Here is a 17,271-nt window from a genome sequence, read left to right on the forward strand (position 1 = left end):
GCCCTGTTTTGCATCGATGGTCCACGACAGCTGTCCAACGGCTGCCACGGTCCATCGATGCTGGGATACTCGGGGTCATGCCATTGACAGGTGAATACGAACCGAGCACATCCGATTGGGCGCGCGAGCAGGCCGAGCTGCTGGAGGGTTCAGGCGGCACCGAGGGAACGTCGTTGCGCGGCATGCCGGTCGTGCTGTTGACGACCAAGGGCAACAAATCCGGCAAGCTGCGCAAGACGCCGCTGATGCGCGTCGAGCACGACGGCGAATACGCGGTGGTCGCATCGTTGGGCGGCGCACCGAAGCATCCCGTCTGGTACTACAACATCGTCGCCGAGCCGCTGGTCGAACTCCGTGACGGCACCGACAACGCCGACTACACCGCACGTGAAGTCACCGGCGACGAAAAGGCCGTGTGGTGGGAGCGGGCCGTCGAGGCGTTCCCGGACTACGCGGACTACCAGAAGAAGACGGACCGCGAGATTCCGGTCTTCGTGCTGACCCGGGTCCAGTAGTGGCGAGGAATTCGAAGCCCGGCACAGTAGCCGAGCAGCTCGTCGCGCAACTCGTCGACGCGGGGGTGCGGCGCATCTACGGCGTCGTCGGCGACAGCCTCAACCCGATCGTCGACGCGGTCCGCCGCAGCGGGGGATCGTCGGAAGGCGGCATCGACTGGATCCACGTTCGGCACGAGGAGGCGGCGGCATTCGCCGCGTCCGCCGAAGCGCAGCTGACCGGACAGCTCGCGGTCTGCGCAGGCTCGTGCGGTCCCGGCAACCTGCACCTGATCAACGGCCTCTACGACGCCAACCGATCGGGCGCGCCGGTGCTCGCGATCGCGTCGCACATCCCGAGCGTGCAGATCGGTTCGAGCTTCTTCCAGGAGACGCATCCGGACCGGTTGTTCGTCGAATGCTCGGTGTACGCGGAGTTGATCAGCACCGCCGAACAGTCGCCGCGAGTGGTGCATTCGGCTATGCAGCATGCACTCGGTGCGCCGGGCGTCGCCGTCGTGACGCTGCCCGGTGACATCGCCGACGAACCCGTGGGCCGTCCGGCGCCGTCGTTCCTGAAGACGGGCACACCGTCGCTCGTCCCCGACGACGCCGATGTTCGACGGCTCGCCGCCGCGATAGACGAGGCGTCCACGGTGGCGATCTTCGCGGGTGCAGGGGTGAAGGATGCGAGGACCGAATTACTGGAACTCGCCGAGCTGCTCGGTGCACCGATCGGGCATTCGTTGCGCGGCAAGGAGTACGTGCAGTACGACAATCCGTTCGACATCGGGATGACCGGACTTCTGGGATACGGCGCGGCACACGACGGCATTCACGACGCGGACCTGCTTCTCCTGATCGGGACGGACTTTCCCTACGATCAGTTCCTGCCCGACCGCGTGCGGACGGCGCAGATCGACAGTGCGGCCGAAAAGCTCGGTCGCAGAACAAGTCTCGACTTCGCCGTACACGGCGATGCGAAGAGCACGCTGGCGGCATTGCTGCCCCTGGTGCAGCGCAAGTCCGACAGGTCGTTCCTGAAGCGCACGCTCGATCGACACGAGACGCTGATGACGAAGGTCGTCGGCGCGTACACGACACCGGTCAAGCAACGAACGCCGATTCACCCGGAGTACGCGGCGTCGATCCTCGACGACCTGGCTGCACGCGACGCCGTGTTCACCTCCGACACCGGCATGTGCAACGTGTGGACCGCTCGCTACCTGAATCCGAACGGCAGCAGACGGTTCGTGTCGTCGGCACTGCACGGTTCGATGGCCAACGCGCTTCCCCATGCGATCGGAGCGCAGGTCGCGTTCCCGACGCGTCAGGTCGTGTCGCTCTCGGGCGACGGTGGCTTATCCATGCTGATGGGGGAGTTGCTGACCGTCGCGATGTATCGACTGCCGGTGAAGATCGTCGTGTTCAACAACTCGACGCTGGGCATGGTCAAGTTGGAGATGCTCGTCGACGGCATTCCCGACTTCGGGGTCGATGTGCCCGCCACGGACTACGCGGCAATCGCGTCGGCTCTGAAGATCTTCTCGCGGCGCATCGAGGACCCGTCCGACCTGGAGTCGGGTATCGCGGCGGCGCTCGAACACGACGGGCCGGCACTGGTCGACATCGTCACCGACCCGAACGCGCTGTCGCTGCCGCCGACGATCACCGGCGAGCAGGTGAAGGGATTCGCGTTGGCGATGTCACGGATGGTCATGAACGGTGGAGTCGGCGAGGCGGTGCAGATGGCCAAGTCGAACCTGCGTAACGTTCCGCTGCCGTCTCAGTTCGACCCGAGACGGTAGTCCCGACTTATCGTCGGAACTGCGCTGGTGGCAGCATGGACGGGTGTCCAACTCGCCTGAAGTAGCCGAAGCACGCACTCATCCGTTCGCGGTCACCGCGGACGACATCGATGCGGCTGCCCGGCGAATTTCGGACGTCGTCGCGTCGACGCCGCTGCAGTACTGCGAACGGCTGTCCGCTGTCACCGGCGCGCACGTCTATCTCAAGCGTGAAGACCTCCAGATCGTGCGCTCGTACAAGATTCGCGGCGCCTACAACCTGATGGCCCAGCTGACGCCCGAGGAGCTGACCGTCGGAGTCGTCACTGCCAGTGCAGGCAACCACGCGCAGGGCGTCGCCTTCGCGTGCCGCGCGATGCAGGTGCAAGGCCGGATCTACGTGCCGGCCAACACACCCAAGCAGAAGCGCGATCGGATCCGTGTGCACGGGGGCGAGTTCGTCGAGCTGATCGTCACCGGTGACACGTTCGACGCGGCTGCGGCGTCGGCTGCCGAGGATGTCGTCCGGACCGGCGCCACAATGGTTCCGCCGTTCGACGACCCGCGGACCGTGGCAGGTCAGGGCACGATCGCCGCCGAGATCGTCGAGCAGCTCGGCACCGCTCCCGACACGGTCGTCATGCCGGTCGGAGGAGGCGGCTGCATCGCCGGCATCTCCACGTATCTGCGCGAACGCTCCCCGTCGACGGCACTCGTCGGTGTCGAGCCGTCGGGAGCTGCGTCGATGACGGCCGCGCTCGTCGCGGGCGGTCCGGTGACGTTGTCGAACATCGATCCCTTCGTCGACGGTGCCGCCGTGCGCCGTATCGGCGACGTGCCGTACGAGGCGCTGCGATTCCTCGGCGCCGAGGTCGTCTCGCACGCGTCGCTGCCCCTCGTGACGGTGCCGACCTTCCCGCGCACCGAGAACGCGTCGGGACCGTTCTTGATGACGCAGATCGACGAGGGTGCGATCTGCACGGCGATGCTCGACCTGTACCAGAACGAGGGAGTCATCGCCGAACCGGCTGGTGCGCTGAGTGTTGCTGCGCTGAACCAGATCTCGGTCGCGCCGGGCAGTACGGTCGTGTGCCTGGTGTCCGGTGGCAACAACGACGTGTCGCGGTACGGCGAGATTCTCGAACGCTCGCTGGTGCACCTCGGACTCAAGCATTATTTCCTGGTGGATTTCCCACAGGAGCCGGGCGCGCTGCGTCGATTCCTCGACGAAGTCCTCGGGCCCGACGACGACATCACGCTGTTCGAGTACGTCAAGCGCAACAACCGGGAAACCGGTGCCGCGCTCGTCGGCGTCGAGTTGGGTCATGCATCGGGACTCAGTTCGTTGCTCGAGCGGATGCGGTCGTCGCGGTTGCGCGTCGAACAGCTCGAACCGGGTTCACCGGCGTACAGCTACTTGACCTGATCGCCGGCGAGCAAGCGCTCGACCACCTTCTGGTGTAGCTCGGGTTCCACGTCGGGCAGGTTCATCAGCGCGTTCAGATAGATCCCGTCGCCGACGAGTCGGACGATCTCGGCCGAGACGGGGTCGGTGATCTCGGCGCGAATCGCTTCGTCCCACAACCGCATGACCTCGGTCACGGCATCCTGGATCTCGCCGGGCGCGCCGTCGATGCTGCGCAGCACCGCGAGAGTCGATCGAAACAGAGCGATCTCCTTCTCCGAGATGGTCTCCGGCGGTTGCAGGTACCACTGAGCGACGGTGGTTCCGCCCTGCTCGGCCTGCGCTCGCTGTGCGTCGGAACGGTCGCCGAGCCGTCGCACCATCGCCGCGATCATCGCGTCCTTGGTATTGAAGTGATAGAGCAGCCCGCCCTTGGACACCCCGGCCTTCGCCGCGACGGCCTCCAGCGTCACCTTCGTCGATCCCTCGTCCAGCAGGAGCTCCTCGAGCGCGTCGAGTATTCGGTCTCGTGTGTCGCGTGACATAACGCCAGTGTAAACGACTGTACCGGCTGGACGGTCAGCTGCTACGCTCGGTGACTGTACCGGCTGGACGGTCGAGTCGCCGGAGTCATCCAAGGAGAACAAGTGAGTGAGTTGCGCACGCACGACGTGCAATCCGACGTCACGACGATGGCGACGAAGAAGGACTGGATCGGGCTGATCGTGCTCGCGTTGGCGGTGCTGCTGATCGCGGTCGACGGCACCGTGCTGGACCTTGCATTGCCGTTCATCAGCGCCGACCTGGCGCCGACGAGTAATCAGCTGTTGTGGATCATCGACGTGTATTCGTTCGTGCTCGCCGGCCTCCTGATCACGATGGGCACGTTGGGTGACCGCATCGGCCGGCGAAAACTCCTGCTCCTCGGCGCTGCGGGGTTCGGTGTCGCGTCCGTCGTTGCCGGACTGTCGACGAGCCCCGACATGCTCATCGCGGCCCGTGTCCTGCAGGGGTTGTCCGGTGCGACGCTGATGCCCGCGACGCTCGGCCTGATCAGAACGATGTTCGCCGACGCTCGGCAACGCACCACGGCCATCGGTGTCTGGGGTGCGATGGCGGGCGGTGGGGCCGCGGCGGGTCCGCTCGTGGGCGGCTGGATCCTCGAGCACTTCTGGTGGGGAGCGGTGTTCCTGATCAACATCCCCGTCATGGTCCTGCTGATCCTGTTGGGGCCGTTCGTGATTCCCGAGTCGAAGGATCCGAACCCGGGCAAGTTCGATCTCGTGAGCGCGGCTCTGTCGATGCTCGCACTGGTGCCGCTGGTGTACGCCGTCAAGGAAACGGCGACGCACGGAGTCAGTGTCGTGAACGTGCTCGCCGCGGTGGTCGGCGTCGCCGCGGGCGTCGTGTTCGTCCGACGTCAGCGCATGCTCGACGACCCGATGATCGATCTGCGGTTGTTCTCGAACCCCGCGTTCTCGACGGCTGTCTTCACGAACTTCCTGTCGGTGTTCGCGCTCGCGGGTGTGCTCTTCTTCGGTGCGCAGTACCTGCAGCTGGTGCTCGGGTACAGCCCACTGGAAGCAGGGTTGTCGATGTTGCCGGGTACGGCGTCGAGCATCGTGATGTCGTTGATGGCTGCGTACCTGGTCCGAATCTGGCGTCCGGGAACGGTGTTGGCAGGTGGCCTCGCTCTGTCGGCATTGGGCCCGGCACTTCTGTACGGCTCGGGGGTGAGCAGCGGTCCGGCGTTGTTCGTCGGTGGCTTCGTCCTCATCGGCCTCGGTGCCGGTGTCGCGCTGACGTTGACGTCGGACCTCGTCGTCGGCGCCGTCCCGCCGAAGAAGGCGGGCGCGGCGTCGGCAGTGTCCGAGACCGCCTACGAACTCGGCATCGCACTGGGTGTTGCGGTTCTCGGTACCGTCGTCATGTCGTTCTTCCGTCGTGGACTCGACGTGTCGGGACTGAACTCGGCGCAGGCCGCGACGGCGCAGGAGACGCTCGGCGGTGCCGTCGAGGTCTCCCGGAACCTGCCGGAGCAGGCCGCCGCCCTGTTGGCCGATTCTGCGCACACCGCGTTCGTGACGGGTATGCACGTGGCTTCGGTGGCGACGGCCGTGCTGTTGGCGCTGACGGCGATCGTCGTCGCGGTGCGTTTACGCACCCGTGCGCGCGTGGTTGGCCCAGGGGCCGACTAAGCGCGCACGCGCGGCGCAGCCGCCAAGATCGTGAACGAATGACCCGGAACTCGCGTCGCGGCACCGGTTTCGTCCGAAATCGGCGGCTCCCACGACAGCAGTGGGGTGCCGCCGACCGGGACGGTCACCGTGTCGGGGGACAGGTTGCAGACCACGCGGAGCGACCCGCGATGCAGGACGATCCATTGCTCGTCCTCGTCGTAGTCGACCGTCAGGTTCTGGAGCCAGGGATCGGTGAGGTCCGCGTACTGCTTACGGAGCGACAGCAATCCGCGGTACGTTTCGAGTAGGCGTTCGTGGTCGCCGTCGCCGAGTTCGGACCAGTCGAGCTTCGACCGCAGGAATGTCTGCGGGTCCTGCGGGTCGGGAATGTCGTCGGAATCCCAACCGTGCTCGGCGAATTCGGCCTTGCGACCTTCCGCCGTCGCCTTCCCCAACTCGGGTTCGGGATGCGAGGTGAAGAACTGGAACGGCGTCGACGCGCCCCACTCCTCGCCCATGAACAGCATCGGGGTGTACGGAGAGGCAAGCACCAGTGCAGCTTTCACCGCCAACTGCCCGGGCGTCAGGTAGAAGCCGGGGCGGTCGCCGGTCGCCCGGTTGCCGACCTGGTCGTGCGTCGTCGTGTACGTGACGAACGAGCTCGCCGGTATCCGTCGCGTGTCGACCGGCCTGCCGTGCCTGCGCCCTCGGAAACTCGAGTACGTTCCGGCGTGAAAGAAGCCCTGCCGCAACGTGTTCGCGAGACCCTTGAGCGAGCCGAAGTCGCCGTAGTATCCCTGCCGCTCGCCCGACACCGCAGCATGGATCGCGTGGTGCAGGTCGTCGTCCCATTGTGCGTCGAGACCGTAGCCGCCGCCCGAGCGAGGCGTGATCAGTGTCGGGTCGTTCAGGTCGCTCTCCGCGATGAGAGTGAGCGGGCGTCCGAGGTGCGCCGACAGGCGACGGGTCTCGATGGCCAGTTCCTCGAGCAGGTGCACCGCCGTGGTGTCCGCGATGGCGTGCACCGCATCCAGCCGTAGTCCGTCGATGTGGAACTCGGAGAACCAGCGCAGCGCGTTCTCGATCGCGTACCGCCGGACATTGCCGGACTCGGCGCCTGCGTAGTTGATGGTCTGGCCCCACGTGTTTGCGCCCTGGGACATGTACGGACCGAACCGCTCGAGATAATTTCCCGACGGCCCGAGGTGGTTGTAGACGACGTCGAGCACGACGCCCAGACCGCGGGCATGACACGCATCGACGAGTCGTTGCAACCCGTCGGGCCCGCCGTACGCCTCGTGGACGGTGTACCAGAGGACGCCGTCGTAGCCCCAGTTGTGGGTACCGTTGAATCCGTTGACGGGCATGATCTCGACGAACGTCACGCCGAGATCGACCAGGTGATCGAGCTTGTCGACGGCCGCGTCGAACGTGCCCTCGGGTGTGAACGTGCCGATGTGCAGTTCGTACACCACACCCCCCGGCAGCTGCCGACCGGTCCATGCCGAATCCGTCCACACCGAGGGGTCGACGCGGTGCAGTTGCGACAGCTCGTGCACCCCCTCGGGTTGGCGCGGCGAGCGTGGGTCGGGGATCACGGCGTCGTCGTCGTCGAGCACGAAGCCGTACCGGCTGCCCAGTGATGCGTCGGCGTCGACGAACCACCATCCGTCCTCACGCTTCTGCATCGAGTGCAGCTCACCGTCCAGGTGCAGGCGGACGGTGTCGGGTGTCGGTGCCCAAACCTCGAAGCGATGCGTCATCGGTCGGTGTCTCCTACGTTCTCGCGGACCAGGAGCGCCACGGGGAGCGCTGCGAACAGTTCGGTGGCGGATGCCTGCGCGGTGTACACCGTGTCGGTGAGGCGATCGCGCCACTGTCCCTGCGGGAGTACCACGGTGGTGTCTCCCCAACCCTCGTTCTGCAGGGTCGACGAGTGACGCGTTGCGAGTGCCATTACGTCCGGCTCACCCTGCTGCGGCCCGCGAGAGAATCCGACGACGTGTGCCGATGCCGATCCCGTCGCGTACACGGGCGCGTACGTTCCGCCGACGAAACTCGCGGGACGTTCCCGACGCAGACGCAGCGCTGCCCGTACGACGCGAAACTTCGATGCCGCATCGGTGGTTGCCGAGGGAGGGACGTCGTTGCCGGACAACAACTCTCGCCGAATCCGATAGTCCACGGGTCGCCGGTTGTCCGGATCGACCAGGGAGTCGTCCCACAGTTCGGTGCCCTGGTAGACGTCGGGAACGCCGGGTCCGACGAGCTGAAGAAGCTTCTGCCCCAGCGCGTCGCTGCGTCCGTGTACGTCGACTCGCGCGACGAGCATGGTCATCGAGTCGGCGACCGATCCCTGCATCACCGAGTCGAGCCATTCGTGCACCGACGACTCGAACGTCTCGTCGACGTCGTTCCATCCCGTGCGGAGGTTCGCTTCGCGCATCGCCTTCTCCGCGTACGCGTGAATTCGCTCGCGTAGTGAGTCGTCGATGGCGCCGTCGACCGGCCAGACGCCGAAGAGGTTCTGCCACAGGAAAAGTCCGGTCGCGCCGTCAGGACTGGGAACCATCTCTTCCCAGTCCGCGACGCAGCGTGCCCATAGTTCGGGAATCTGGGACAGGACGCCGATGCGTGCTCGGACGTCCTCGCCGCGCTTGGTGTCGTGCGTCGACAGGGTGGTCATCGCCGCAGGCCAGCGGTCCGCGCGATCGGCGTTCGCCAGATGGAACTGCGCGGGGGCGACACCGAAGATCGCCGGATCACCGCCGACTTCCTGCAACGAGATCAGCCGGGTGGCCCGGTAGAACAGGCAGTCCTCGACGCCCTTGGCTGTGACCGCGCCGCACACCTGCTCGAACCTGACCGCCGACTCACCGTTCGCCACCAGAGCCGTTGCGACAGCGTCGAGTCCGGCTTCGAGGTCGGGTCTGTTCTGCAACACCGTCCCGATGACGCGGGGGATCGTTCCCGCGAGGGGTGCGTAATCGGATCGGTAGTACGGCATGTGCGCCACCAGAGCGACGACGGCGTCCGTGACGGTCTCGGCGGAGATGTCGGCCTGTGATTCGCGCAGGATCGCGCGGGTGAGCCGGCGCACTTCGGGTGCCAGGTCGCCTTGCGCGACAGCCGCTTTGAGCTCTCGTTCCGTGGCATGTAGCCACTCCGGATCGCTCGCGCTGCCCGTACGTGACTGCGACAGCTCGCCCAGCGCCGCGGCGCCTGCCGGATCGACGAACACGCCGCCGACGTCGGCAAGCGCGTCGTAGCCGGTCGTGCCGTCGACGGGCAGTGACGTGTCGAGCGGCTCGCCCCGCGCCAGGATCTTCTCGATGACGAGCCAGCGATCCTCGCCCATCAGCTCACGCAGCTCGGTCAGGTAGCCCGCGGGATCCGCGAGACCATCCGGATGGTCGACGCGTAGGCCGTCGACGAGATCGTCCGTCATCCACGACGCGATCTCCTTGTGGGATTCGGTGAAGACGTCGTAGTCCTCCTGCCGGAGCCCGGCGAGGCCGTTGACGGAGAAGAAACGGCGGTACCCGACGAGTCCGGCCCGCCAACTGACCAGTCGATACGCCTGACGGTCGTGAATCGTGGTCGCGTTACCGTCGTCGGTCCCGTCGGCGATGGGGAATCGGTGGTCGTAGTAGGCGAGCAGTGGCGCATCACCGGTGCGGTCGATCGTCAGCTCGTCCACATCGGAGTCCGAGCCGAGGATCGGCAGCGCGATCTTGCCGTCCACCCCGTTGTCGTCGGCCCAGTCGATGTCGAAGAAGCCGGCGTACTGCGACGCGCGACCGTTCCGCAGTACGTCCCACCACCACGCATTCTGCCGCGGATCCTCGACTCCGACGTGGTTGGGCACGATGTCGATCACGACGCCCATTCCGCGCGAACGCAGTTCGGCCGTCAGCGCTTCCAGTGCCGCTCGCCCGCCGAGGTCGGGGGAGACGATCGTCGGATCGACGACGTCGTATCCGTGTGTCGAGCCCTTGGTCGCGGACAGGACGGGGGACAGGTAGGCATGGCTGACGCCGAGGTCGTCGAGATAGTCGACGATCCCTCGGGCATCTTCGAGCGTGAACCCGTCCCCGCGCAGCTGTAGTCGATACGTACTGGACGGGATCGTCATGGGGTCAGTCCGTCTTTCGTAGAACGAGGAGTGACCGGGCGGCCACCTCGACGTGTGTACCCGCTTCGATGACATTCTCACTCACGCCGTTCGGCACGGCCGTGTCGAGCGCGACGGTCCATTCCTTGGCGTAGGCGCCGTCCGGCGTCAGGAAGTCGAGTGCCTCGTGATGTGCGTTGAAGCACAACAGGAACGAGTCGTCGATGACGCGTTCGCCGCGCTGGTCCGGCTCGGGAATACCCTCACCGTTGAGGAAGACGGTGAGGCTCTTGCCGAAGCCGCTGTCCCAGTCCTCGGGCGTCATCTCTTCGCCCGACGGCGTCAGCCAGGCGATGTCGCGCGCTTGCTCGCCACTACGAATCGGCCTGCCCTCGAAGAAGCGTCGGCGACGGAAAACCGGATGGTCGTTGCGTAGCGCGATCGCGGTCTTGGTGAACTGCAACAGGTCCGCGTTGCTCTCGGCGAGAGACCAGTCCATCCACGCCAATTCGGAGTCCTGGCAGTAGACGTTGTTGTTGCCCTGCTGGGTGCGCCCGAATTCGTCGCCGTGCGCGAGCATCGGCGTTCCCTGACTCAGCAGCAGCGTCGCCATGATGTTGCGGATCTGCCGTCCGCGGAGTTCGAGAATCTCGGGGTCGTCGGTCGGGCCTTCGACGCCGCAGTTCCACGATCGGTTGTGGCTCTCGCCGTCGTTGTTGTCCTCTCCGTTGGCCTCGTTGTGCTTCTCGTTGTACGAGACCAGGTCGTGCAGGGTGAAGCCGTCGTGCGCGATGACGAAGTTGATGCTCGCGCCGGGACGACGCCCGGTTGCCTCGTACAGGTCGGATGACCCGGTGAAGCGAGAAGCGAACTCGCCCAACGTCGCCGGCTCACCGCGCCAGTAGTCGCGGACGGTGTCGCGATACTTGCCGTTCCATTCCGTCCAGAGTCCGGGGAAGTTGCCGACCTGATAGCCGCCCTCGCCGACATCCCACGGCTCGGCGATCAGTTTGACCTGGCTGACGATCGGGTCCTGCTGGACCAGATCGAAGAAGGCGCTCAGGCGATCGACGTCGTGGAGTTCGCGAGCAAGCGTCGACGCGAGGTCGAAGCGGAAGCCGTCGACGTGCATCTCGGTCACCCAGTACCGCAGCGAATCCATGATCAGCTGCAACGTGTGCGGATGGCGGGCATTGAGGCTGTTGCCGGTGCCGGTGTAATCCATGTAGTGAAACGGGTCGCCGTCGACCAGGCGGTAGTAGGCGGCGTTGTCGATGCCGCGGAAGCTGATGGTCGGGCCCATGTGGTTGCCCTCGGCGGTGTGGTTGTAGACCACGTCGAGGATGACTTCGATGCCGGCATCGTGAAATGCGCGCACCATGGCCTTGAATTCGCTGACGGCCGCGCCTGCGTTGGGGTTCGACGCGTAGTCCGCGTGCGGCGCAAGGAATCCGAATGTGTTGTAGCCCCAGTAGTTTCGCAGACCCTTGTCGAGCAACGTCTGATCCTGCATGAATTGGTGCACCGGCATGAGCTCGATCGCCGTGATCCCCAGATCGAGCAGGTGATCGATGATCGCGGGGTGCGCGAGACCGGCGTACGTGCCGCGGAGCGACTCGGGTACGTCCGGGTGCGCGATCGTCATACCCTTGACGTGTGCCTCGTAGATGACGGTCTCGTGGTACGGGCGTTTCGGCGCGCGGTCGTTCTGCCAGTCGAAGAACGGGTTGATGACGACGGTCGTCATCGTGTGGCCGAGCGAGTCGTGCTGCGGGAAGTCGTCGCGCGGCGTCTCGTCGTGCGCGACGGGGTCGATGTCGACGATCTCCCCGTCGGGATCGACGAGATCCTCGGCGTCCTCGAACGGCTTCTCGTCCGTGTCCGGTTCCGCCGGAATCTCGGGTGCCGGGGCGTCGAGACTGTAGGAGAACAGCGACCGGTCGCCGTCGAAGTCACCCTCGAACGCCTTGCCGTACGGGTCGAGCAGAAGCTTGCTCGGGTCGCAACGGTGTCCGTTCGCCGGATCCCACGGTCCGTGTACGCGGTACCCGTACTTCTGGCCCGGCACGACCGACGGGAGGTACGCGTGCCAGACGAATCCGTCGGATTCCTCGAAGCGGACGCGTGTCTCGGTTCCGTCGTCGGCGATGAGGCACAGGTCGACTGCTTCGGCCACTTCGGAGAACAACGCGAAGTTGGTCCCGGCACCGTCGTAGGTGGCTCCCAGCGGATAGGCGGACCCCGGCCAGATTTCGATCGCGGGTGATTCGGTGGCGGTGTCCTCAGGCATGGATCAACCCTACTGTGGCCGGGTCGCCCCGGCTCACCACCAACCCGTCGCCGACGCCATCTTCCGCCCGAGTTCCGCGGTCAGAGTCCGCATGTACGTCGCAGTGAGGTGATGTTCGTCGCGATAGATCAGCACGTTGCCCGCAATCACACGACAGATGTCGACGTCGCACAGCGCGTTCGACAGGTCGAGGGGGAACACCGTCGGGAATCGGAACGATGCGGCGAGCGCGGGATCGATCGGGGACAGCGCATTGTCGCGGGGCATGCCGCACGACGTCGCCGAACCGCCGTCGGCGAGGCAGTCGATCGCTCGATACTGGACGCCGCCGCGTTCGAGCCACGGGTTGTCGCGCATCGCGAGCACGGGAATGCCGCGCGCCGACAGCTCGGACCACACCTGCAGATACCAGTCCGGGGTGTAGTCGCCCGGCCCGTCCTCGCGGGGGCGTGTCGATGTCGTGAACACGTAATCGGGCGAACTCTCTCCGAGCCTGTCGACGACGGTCCGGCTCCAGTCGAGACAGTCCGGATATTCGGTGTCGCCCAGCATCGGCATCGTTCCGAGGGTCAGCGGACATCCCATCTTCAGGTACGTCACGATGCGGAATCCGTGTTCGCGTCCGAGTGCGTCGAGCGCGGTGATCCAGTGCTCGGCGTGCGAACTGCCCGCCAGGACAATGGTGCGCGGCGCCGTCGTATCGCCGTACTCGCAACTGACGGCGTCCTTCGTCTCGAAGTCGGCGATGCAGCCCTCGATCGTCGTGATCGGCAGGTCTTCGGGAGCGGAGAAAAGGGACGGTGCGATGTCGGCGTCGTCGGCCTGGGCGCCGTCGGTGAGAACGAGCGCACCGGGATGCGTCGCGAGATCGTCGCCGTCGGCAGCCTGGAGCTTCGCGACCGTGCGATCGATGTAGAAATTCCAGCCGGTCGAGCCGACAACCACGACGGCAGCCAGGACCGCGGCGGTGGCGGTGATGGCGATTCGGGGAATGGACCTGGCCTTCGACTGCATCGGTTTCTCGACGAGCCGGACGGTGGCCATGGCCAGAAGCACCGACACGGCGATGATCGCGGCGCCGACGGGAATGCTCGCGGACGGCTCGCCGGTGACTGCGAGCCAGAAGATGAGGATGGGCCAGTGCCAGAGGTAGAGCGGGAACGCGATCGATCCGAGCCACAGGCCGACGCGGCTGCGCAGCACACGGGCGACGGGCGTCGACGGTCCCGCCACGATCAACGCAAGTGTCGCGAGAACGGGAAACAGTGCCCAGGGGCCGGGAAACTCACGGACGCCGTCGAGCACGAAACCGCACGCGACGATCGCGCTGATACCTGCCAGTGCGAGCACGGTCCGGCCGGTCCGCTTCGGCAGACCTTCCTCGTCCTCTGCCGTCGAGCCGCGGGCGGCGAACACCGCAGCCAATGCGGCTCCGGCCAGGATCTCCCAGAGACGAGCGCCGGTGTCGTAGTAGTTCCACGACTGCAGCCGCGTTGCGCCGTCCGCCGCGTACACGAAGGACAGAAGAGCGAATCCGGAGAACAGAACGAGGTAGACGCGGGGATCGGGGCTTGCGCGGTGAAAGCCCCGCGAGCGACGCAGGATCGCGGCGAGACCGAACACGACGACGATCGCGAGCAGATAGAACTGGAACTGCACGGCCACGGACCACAGGTGCTGCAGTGGGCTGACGTTCGGATCCGCTGCCAGGTAATCCTGCGACGTCCAGGCCAGTTCCCAGTTCGCGAAGAAGAAGACGCCCGACACGAGCTGATCCCCGATGTCCGCCCAGCGAGTGCGCGGAAACACGGTCACCGCCCCGACCGCGACTCCGGCAAGAACCAGCACGAGAGGTGGCCCGAGCCTGCGGAGGATTCGAGAGACACGGGTGAACGGGTTCAGGCTTCCGCCCGCCCGGGCGGTGCGGATCAGCGATGCCGTGAAGAAGAAACCGGTGAGCGTGAGGAAGACGTCGACACCGCCGGATACGCGACCCATCCAGACGTGGAACACGACCACGAGGGCGATTGCCACACCGCGGAGTCCGTTGAGGTCCTCGCGAACCGCAGCGTTCCCCTCGACCCGAGGCGCGGGCAGCTGAGGATCGGTGACGCCGACGGGGTGGCTATGGGCATGCATATGAGGGTGAAAACTCCGGCAGTCGGCGTGTATCCAGTACGGCGTTCAGTGGCTCGGGGACACGATACTGGTCCGTAGCCCTACGTGAACAATCAAGCAACGGGAGCTGACGTCGCGGCGGGAAGTGCGTGTATGGCGTCGACCAGCGGTGCGAGTTCGGGGACCTGGTGTGCCGAGGCGAGAGCGCTTTCGAGGACGTCGTCGTGCGTGGGGCGAGCTCGGTTCAACAACTGCCTGCCCTCCTCGGTCAGTTCCGTGTAGATGCCGCGTCGGTCGTCCTTGCAGAGAATGCGCGTGAGAATCCCGCGATCTTCGAGGCGGTTCACGAGACGAGTAGTCGCGCTGCTGCTGAGTGCCGACGCCCGGGCCAGCTGCTGCATGCGCATGTGCCATCCGTCCTGACGGCTCAATGCGTCGAGCACCGTGTACTCGACGACCGACAGCGAGTGCTCGGACTGCAGGGTCCGCTCCAGCTCGTTCTCGATGTGTGCGTGAAGGGCGGCGAGTGTCCGCCAGCCCTGTGCGCGAACGAGCGACGAGTCGTCTGCGATTCCCATGTCTGCTCCTGGTGCCGGTGAACGGGCCCGAGTTTAGCAGCTTGCGCGTTTATCGCGCGCGTGCAACTATTTACAACGCGTGTGCAACTACATGCACACGCTCTATATCTACTCACGCATCGATCGAGGGGTCTTTTCATGCCACTAGGGCTACTTGCTCTCGCCGTCGGAGGGTTCGGCATCGGGCTCACCGAGTTCGTCATCATGGGACTGCTGCCCGACGTCGCCGCGGACTTCGGCGTCACCGAGCCCGTCGCGGGCTGGCTGATCACCGGCTACGCACTGAGCGTCGTCGTCGGAGCGCTCGTGGTCACCGCACTCGTCAGCCGGTTTCCGCGCAAGAGCGTGCTGGTCGGACTGATGGGCCTGTTCATCGCAGGTAATTTCCTGTCGGCTCTCGCGCCGACGTACGAGGTGATGATGGGGGGACGCGTCGTCGCGGCGCTGTGTCACGGTGCGTTCTTCGGCATCGGCTCGGTCGTTGCCGCAGGCATGGTCGCACCGAGCAAGCAGGCGGGCGCCATCGCGATGATGTTCGCCGGACTTACCGCCGCCAACGTGCTGGGCGTGCCCTTCGGCACGTTTCTCGGCCAGACGTACGGCTGGCGGTCGACGTTCTGGGCCATCACGGTCATCGGGGTCGTCGCGCTCGTCGGCATTCTCGCTCTCGTCCCGGCGCAGCATGAATCGCAGGCCGACGCGAATCTGCGTCACGAGCTGCGCGCGTTCCGCGAGGTCCAGGTCTGGCTGTCCATCGCGCTGACGGTCCTGGGGTACGGCGGCATGTTCGGAGCGTTCACGTACATCGCGTTCACGCTCACCGATGTCGCAGGGTTCTCGACGACGTCGGTGCCGTGGCTGCTCGTGCTGTTCGGCGTCGGTTTGTTCGTCGGAAACTACGTGGGCGGCAAGGCAGCCGACCGCAGTCTCACCGGCACGTTGCTCGTCGTCCTCGCCGTGTTGACGGTCGTGCTCGTGTTCTTCGCGTCGACCGCGGAGAGCCAGATCGCCACCGTCGTGTCCCTGTTCCTGATGGGTGCGTTCGGTTTCGCGACGGTTCCCGCTCTGCAGATGCGGGTGATGTCGTTCGCGTCGGAGGCGCCGACGATGGCGTCGGGAGCCAACATCGCGGCGTTCAACCTGGGCAATGCTCTGGGTGCGTGGATCGGTGGCGTCACGATCACCGCAGGTCTCGGTTACACGTCACCCATCTGGGCGGGCGCGGTGATCACCGCCGCTGCTGTCGGCGTTCTGGTCGTCGCGACTGCGCTGCAACGGAATCGGGAGCTGGTGGCGGCGTAAGTGCTCGAACAAGGGCGGCGGGATCGTCGACTTGAAGGCAGGGTGGGTGTGATGTCCCAGTTGCCGGCCGCTGAACCGGAAATCCGGATGGGCGGGGAGCAAGTGGGACATGACTCCCAGCTGACGGCGGTTCGCTTTCCGCGCCCGGTCAGTTCTGTCCGAATGGTGCAGCGGCACAGCATCTTCGATCGTGCAACACTGACCCGATGCATACCGCACATCGACAGCGCTCGTATTCCGTCCGCTTCGACTGGGGATCCACCGGAGCTTCTGCGATCGGGGCCGATGCCGACGTGGCGGTCGTCGTGGATGTGTTGTCCTTCACCACGACACTCTCTGTTGCCGTCGACCGGGGCGTTGAGGTGTTCCCATACCGTTGGCGAGACGACGGAGCCGCGCGATTCGCCGCGGACCGTGGCACCGTCCTTGCTGTCGGTCGACGCGAAGCGCGGGCATCCGATATAAGCCTTTCGCCAGGCACGGTCCGGTCCGCGCAGGGGCTGGCGAGATTGGTGCTCCCATCGCCGAACGGATCGTCGATTGCGCATTCGTTGTCCGCCTCGTCCGGCGTGTGTATCGGCGCCTCCCTACGCAACGCGTCGTCGGTCGCCGAATGGATCTCTGCGAACTACCGCGATGGATCGGTCGTGTCCGTCATCGCAGCGGGGGAGCGCTGGCCCGACGGATCCCTGCGACCCTCGGTCGAAGATCTGTGGGGAGCAGGTGCAGTACTCGCCGAGTTAGTCGACCGCAGGCCGAATCTCGAGGTGTCACCTGAGGCCGAAGTCGCTGTAGCGACGTGGAACTCGATTACGGGCACGGTCGAGGCAAAGCTGCAGAGCTGTGCGTCGGGGCGCGAACTCGTTCTCGACGGGTATCCGTCGGATGTCGCCATCGCGGCCGAAGTGGGTCGAAGCCGCTCTGTGCCGATCCTGCGCGAAGACCGGTTCGTGAACCACGGGCGCGTACTCGATAACTGACGTTTCGGCGGCATACCCCGTCG

General features: G+C 65.7%; 12 protein-coding genes. 6 read left to right on the forward strand and 6 right to left on the reverse strand.

The genetic code is table 11. The features are described from left to right. Positions 1 to 77 precede the first annotated feature (77 nt). Genes A3K89_RS01140 through ilvA form a run of 3 tightly spaced genes read left to right on the forward strand, consistent with a single transcriptional unit; the run spans position 78 to position 3,707 of the window. On the forward strand, positions 78 to 515 hold the full coding sequence (locus tag A3K89_RS01140) for a nitroreductase family deazaflavin-dependent oxidoreductase (RefSeq protein ID WP_068420713.1): 438 nt from the start codon (positions 78 to 80) through the stop codon (positions 513 to 515). Then, positions 515 to 2,302, forward strand: a complete 1,788-nt coding sequence (locus A3K89_RS01145) for a pyruvate dehydrogenase (protein ID WP_068420715.1) — start codon at positions 515 to 517, stop codon at positions 2,300 to 2,302. The genes A3K89_RS01140 and A3K89_RS01145 overlap by 1 nt, the downstream gene beginning before the upstream one ends. 43 nt (positions 2,303 to 2,345) lie before the next feature. Further along, entirely contained in the window at positions 2,346 to 3,707 is a 1,362-nt protein-coding gene (gene ilvA / locus A3K89_RS01150; RefSeq protein WP_068420717.1) for a threonine ammonia-lyase IlvA, read from the forward strand. Here ilvA and A3K89_RS01155 read toward each other — a convergent pair. Then, positions 3,695 to 4,231, reverse strand: a complete 537-nt coding sequence (locus A3K89_RS01155) for a TetR/AcrR family transcriptional regulator (protein ID WP_068420719.1) — start codon at positions 4,229 to 4,231, stop codon at positions 3,695 to 3,697. The genes ilvA and A3K89_RS01155 overlap by 13 nt on opposite strands. 147 nt (positions 4,232 to 4,378) lie before the next feature. Here A3K89_RS01155 and A3K89_RS01160 point away from each other — a divergent pair, with 147 nt between their 5' ends. After that, a complete protein-coding gene (locus A3K89_RS01160) occupies positions 4,379 to 5,884 on the forward strand; it encodes an MFS transporter (RefSeq protein ID WP_068420964.1) in 1,506 nt (501 codons plus the stop codon). Here A3K89_RS01160 and treZ read toward each other — a convergent pair. From treZ to A3K89_RS01185, 5 genes are all read right to left on the reverse strand, one after another. Next, positions 5,881 to 7,629, reverse strand: coding sequence for a malto-oligosyltrehalose trehalohydrolase (gene treZ / locus A3K89_RS01165; protein ID WP_068420721.1), 1,749 nt, complete (start codon positions 7,627 to 7,629; stop codon positions 5,881 to 5,883). The genes A3K89_RS01160 and treZ overlap by 4 nt on opposite strands. Further along, positions 7,626 to 10,001: a malto-oligosyltrehalose synthase gene (gene treY, locus A3K89_RS01170; RefSeq protein WP_068420723.1), complete on the reverse strand. Its 2,376-nt coding sequence runs from the start codon at positions 9,999 to 10,001 to the stop codon at positions 7,626 to 7,628. The genes treZ and treY overlap by 4 nt, the downstream gene beginning before the upstream one ends. Positions 10,002 to 10,005: 4 nt before the next feature. Further along, positions 10,006 to 12,270 (reverse strand): glycogen debranching protein GlgX, encoded by a 2,265-nt coding sequence (gene glgX, locus A3K89_RS01175; protein WP_068420726.1) that lies wholly within the window; start codon positions 12,268 to 12,270, stop codon positions 10,006 to 10,008. Positions 12,271 to 12,303: 33 nt separating this feature from the next. Next, complete coding sequence (locus A3K89_RS01180) at positions 12,304 to 14,409, reverse strand: acyltransferase family protein (RefSeq protein ID WP_068420728.1); 2,106 nt, start codon at positions 14,407 to 14,409, stop codon at positions 12,304 to 12,306. A gap of 92 nt (positions 14,410 to 14,501) precedes the next feature. Beyond that, positions 14,502 to 14,966, reverse strand: coding sequence for a MarR family winged helix-turn-helix transcriptional regulator (locus tag A3K89_RS01185; protein WP_068420730.1), 465 nt, complete (start codon positions 14,964 to 14,966; stop codon positions 14,502 to 14,504). A 138-nt stretch (positions 14,967 to 15,104) separates the two neighbouring features. Here A3K89_RS01185 and A3K89_RS01190 point away from each other — a divergent pair, with 138 nt between their 5' ends. Together A3K89_RS01190 and A3K89_RS01195 are read left to right on the forward strand one after the other, a co-directional pair. Continuing rightward, on the forward strand, positions 15,105 to 16,268 hold the full coding sequence (locus A3K89_RS01190; RefSeq protein ID WP_068420732.1) for an MFS transporter: 1,164 nt from the start codon (positions 15,105 to 15,107) through the stop codon (positions 16,266 to 16,268). Between the two features lie 206 nt (positions 16,269 to 16,474). Continuing rightward, a complete protein-coding gene (locus A3K89_RS01195) occupies positions 16,475 to 17,248 on the forward strand; it encodes a 2-phosphosulfolactate phosphatase (RefSeq protein ID WP_068420734.1) in 774 nt (257 codons plus the stop codon). Positions 17,249 to 17,271 lie beyond the last annotated feature (23 nt).

It is taken from the genome of Rhodococcoides kyotonense (assembly GCF_001645385.1).
Taxonomy (GTDB): Bacteria; Actinomycetota; Actinomycetes; order Mycobacteriales; family Mycobacteriaceae; genus Rhodococcoides; species Rhodococcoides kyotonensis_B.

Excerpts from the sequence above, each read along its gene's own strand:
- A3K89_RS01140 (WP_068420713.1), top strand. The coding sequence starts at position 78 with ATGCCATTGACAGGTGAATACGAACCGAGCACATCCGATTGGGCGCGC.
- A3K89_RS01190 (WP_068420732.1), top strand. The coding sequence starts at position 15,105 with ATGCCACTAGGGCTACTTGCTCTCGCCGTCGGAGGGTTCGGCATCGGG.
- treY (WP_068420723.1), bottom strand. The coding sequence starts at position 10,001 with ATGACGATCCCGTCCAGTACGTATCGACTACAGCTGCGCGGGGACGGG.
- A3K89_RS01160 (WP_068420964.1), top strand. The coding sequence starts at position 4,379 with ATGGCGACGAAGAAGGACTGGATCGGGCTGATCGTGCTCGCGTTGGCG.
- A3K89_RS01195 (WP_068420734.1), top strand. The coding sequence starts at position 16,475 with ATGCATACCGCACATCGACAGCGCTCGTATTCCGTCCGCTTCGACTGG.
- A3K89_RS01180 (WP_068420728.1), bottom strand. The coding sequence starts at position 14,409 with ATGCATGCCCATAGCCACCCCGTCGGCGTCACCGATCCTCAGCTGCCC.
- glgX (WP_068420726.1), bottom strand. The coding sequence starts at position 12,270 with ATGCCTGAGGACACCGCCACCGAATCACCCGCGATCGAAATCTGGCCG.
- A3K89_RS01155 (WP_068420719.1), bottom strand. The coding sequence starts at position 4,231 with ATGTCACGCGACACACGAGACCGAATACTCGACGCGCTCGAGGAGCTC.
- treZ (WP_068420721.1), bottom strand. The coding sequence starts at position 7,629 with ATGACGCATCGCTTCGAGGTTTGGGCACCGACACCCGACACCGTCCGC.
- A3K89_RS01185 (WP_068420730.1), bottom strand. The coding sequence starts at position 14,966 with ATGGGAATCGCAGACGACTCGTCGCTCGTTCGCGCACAGGGCTGGCGG.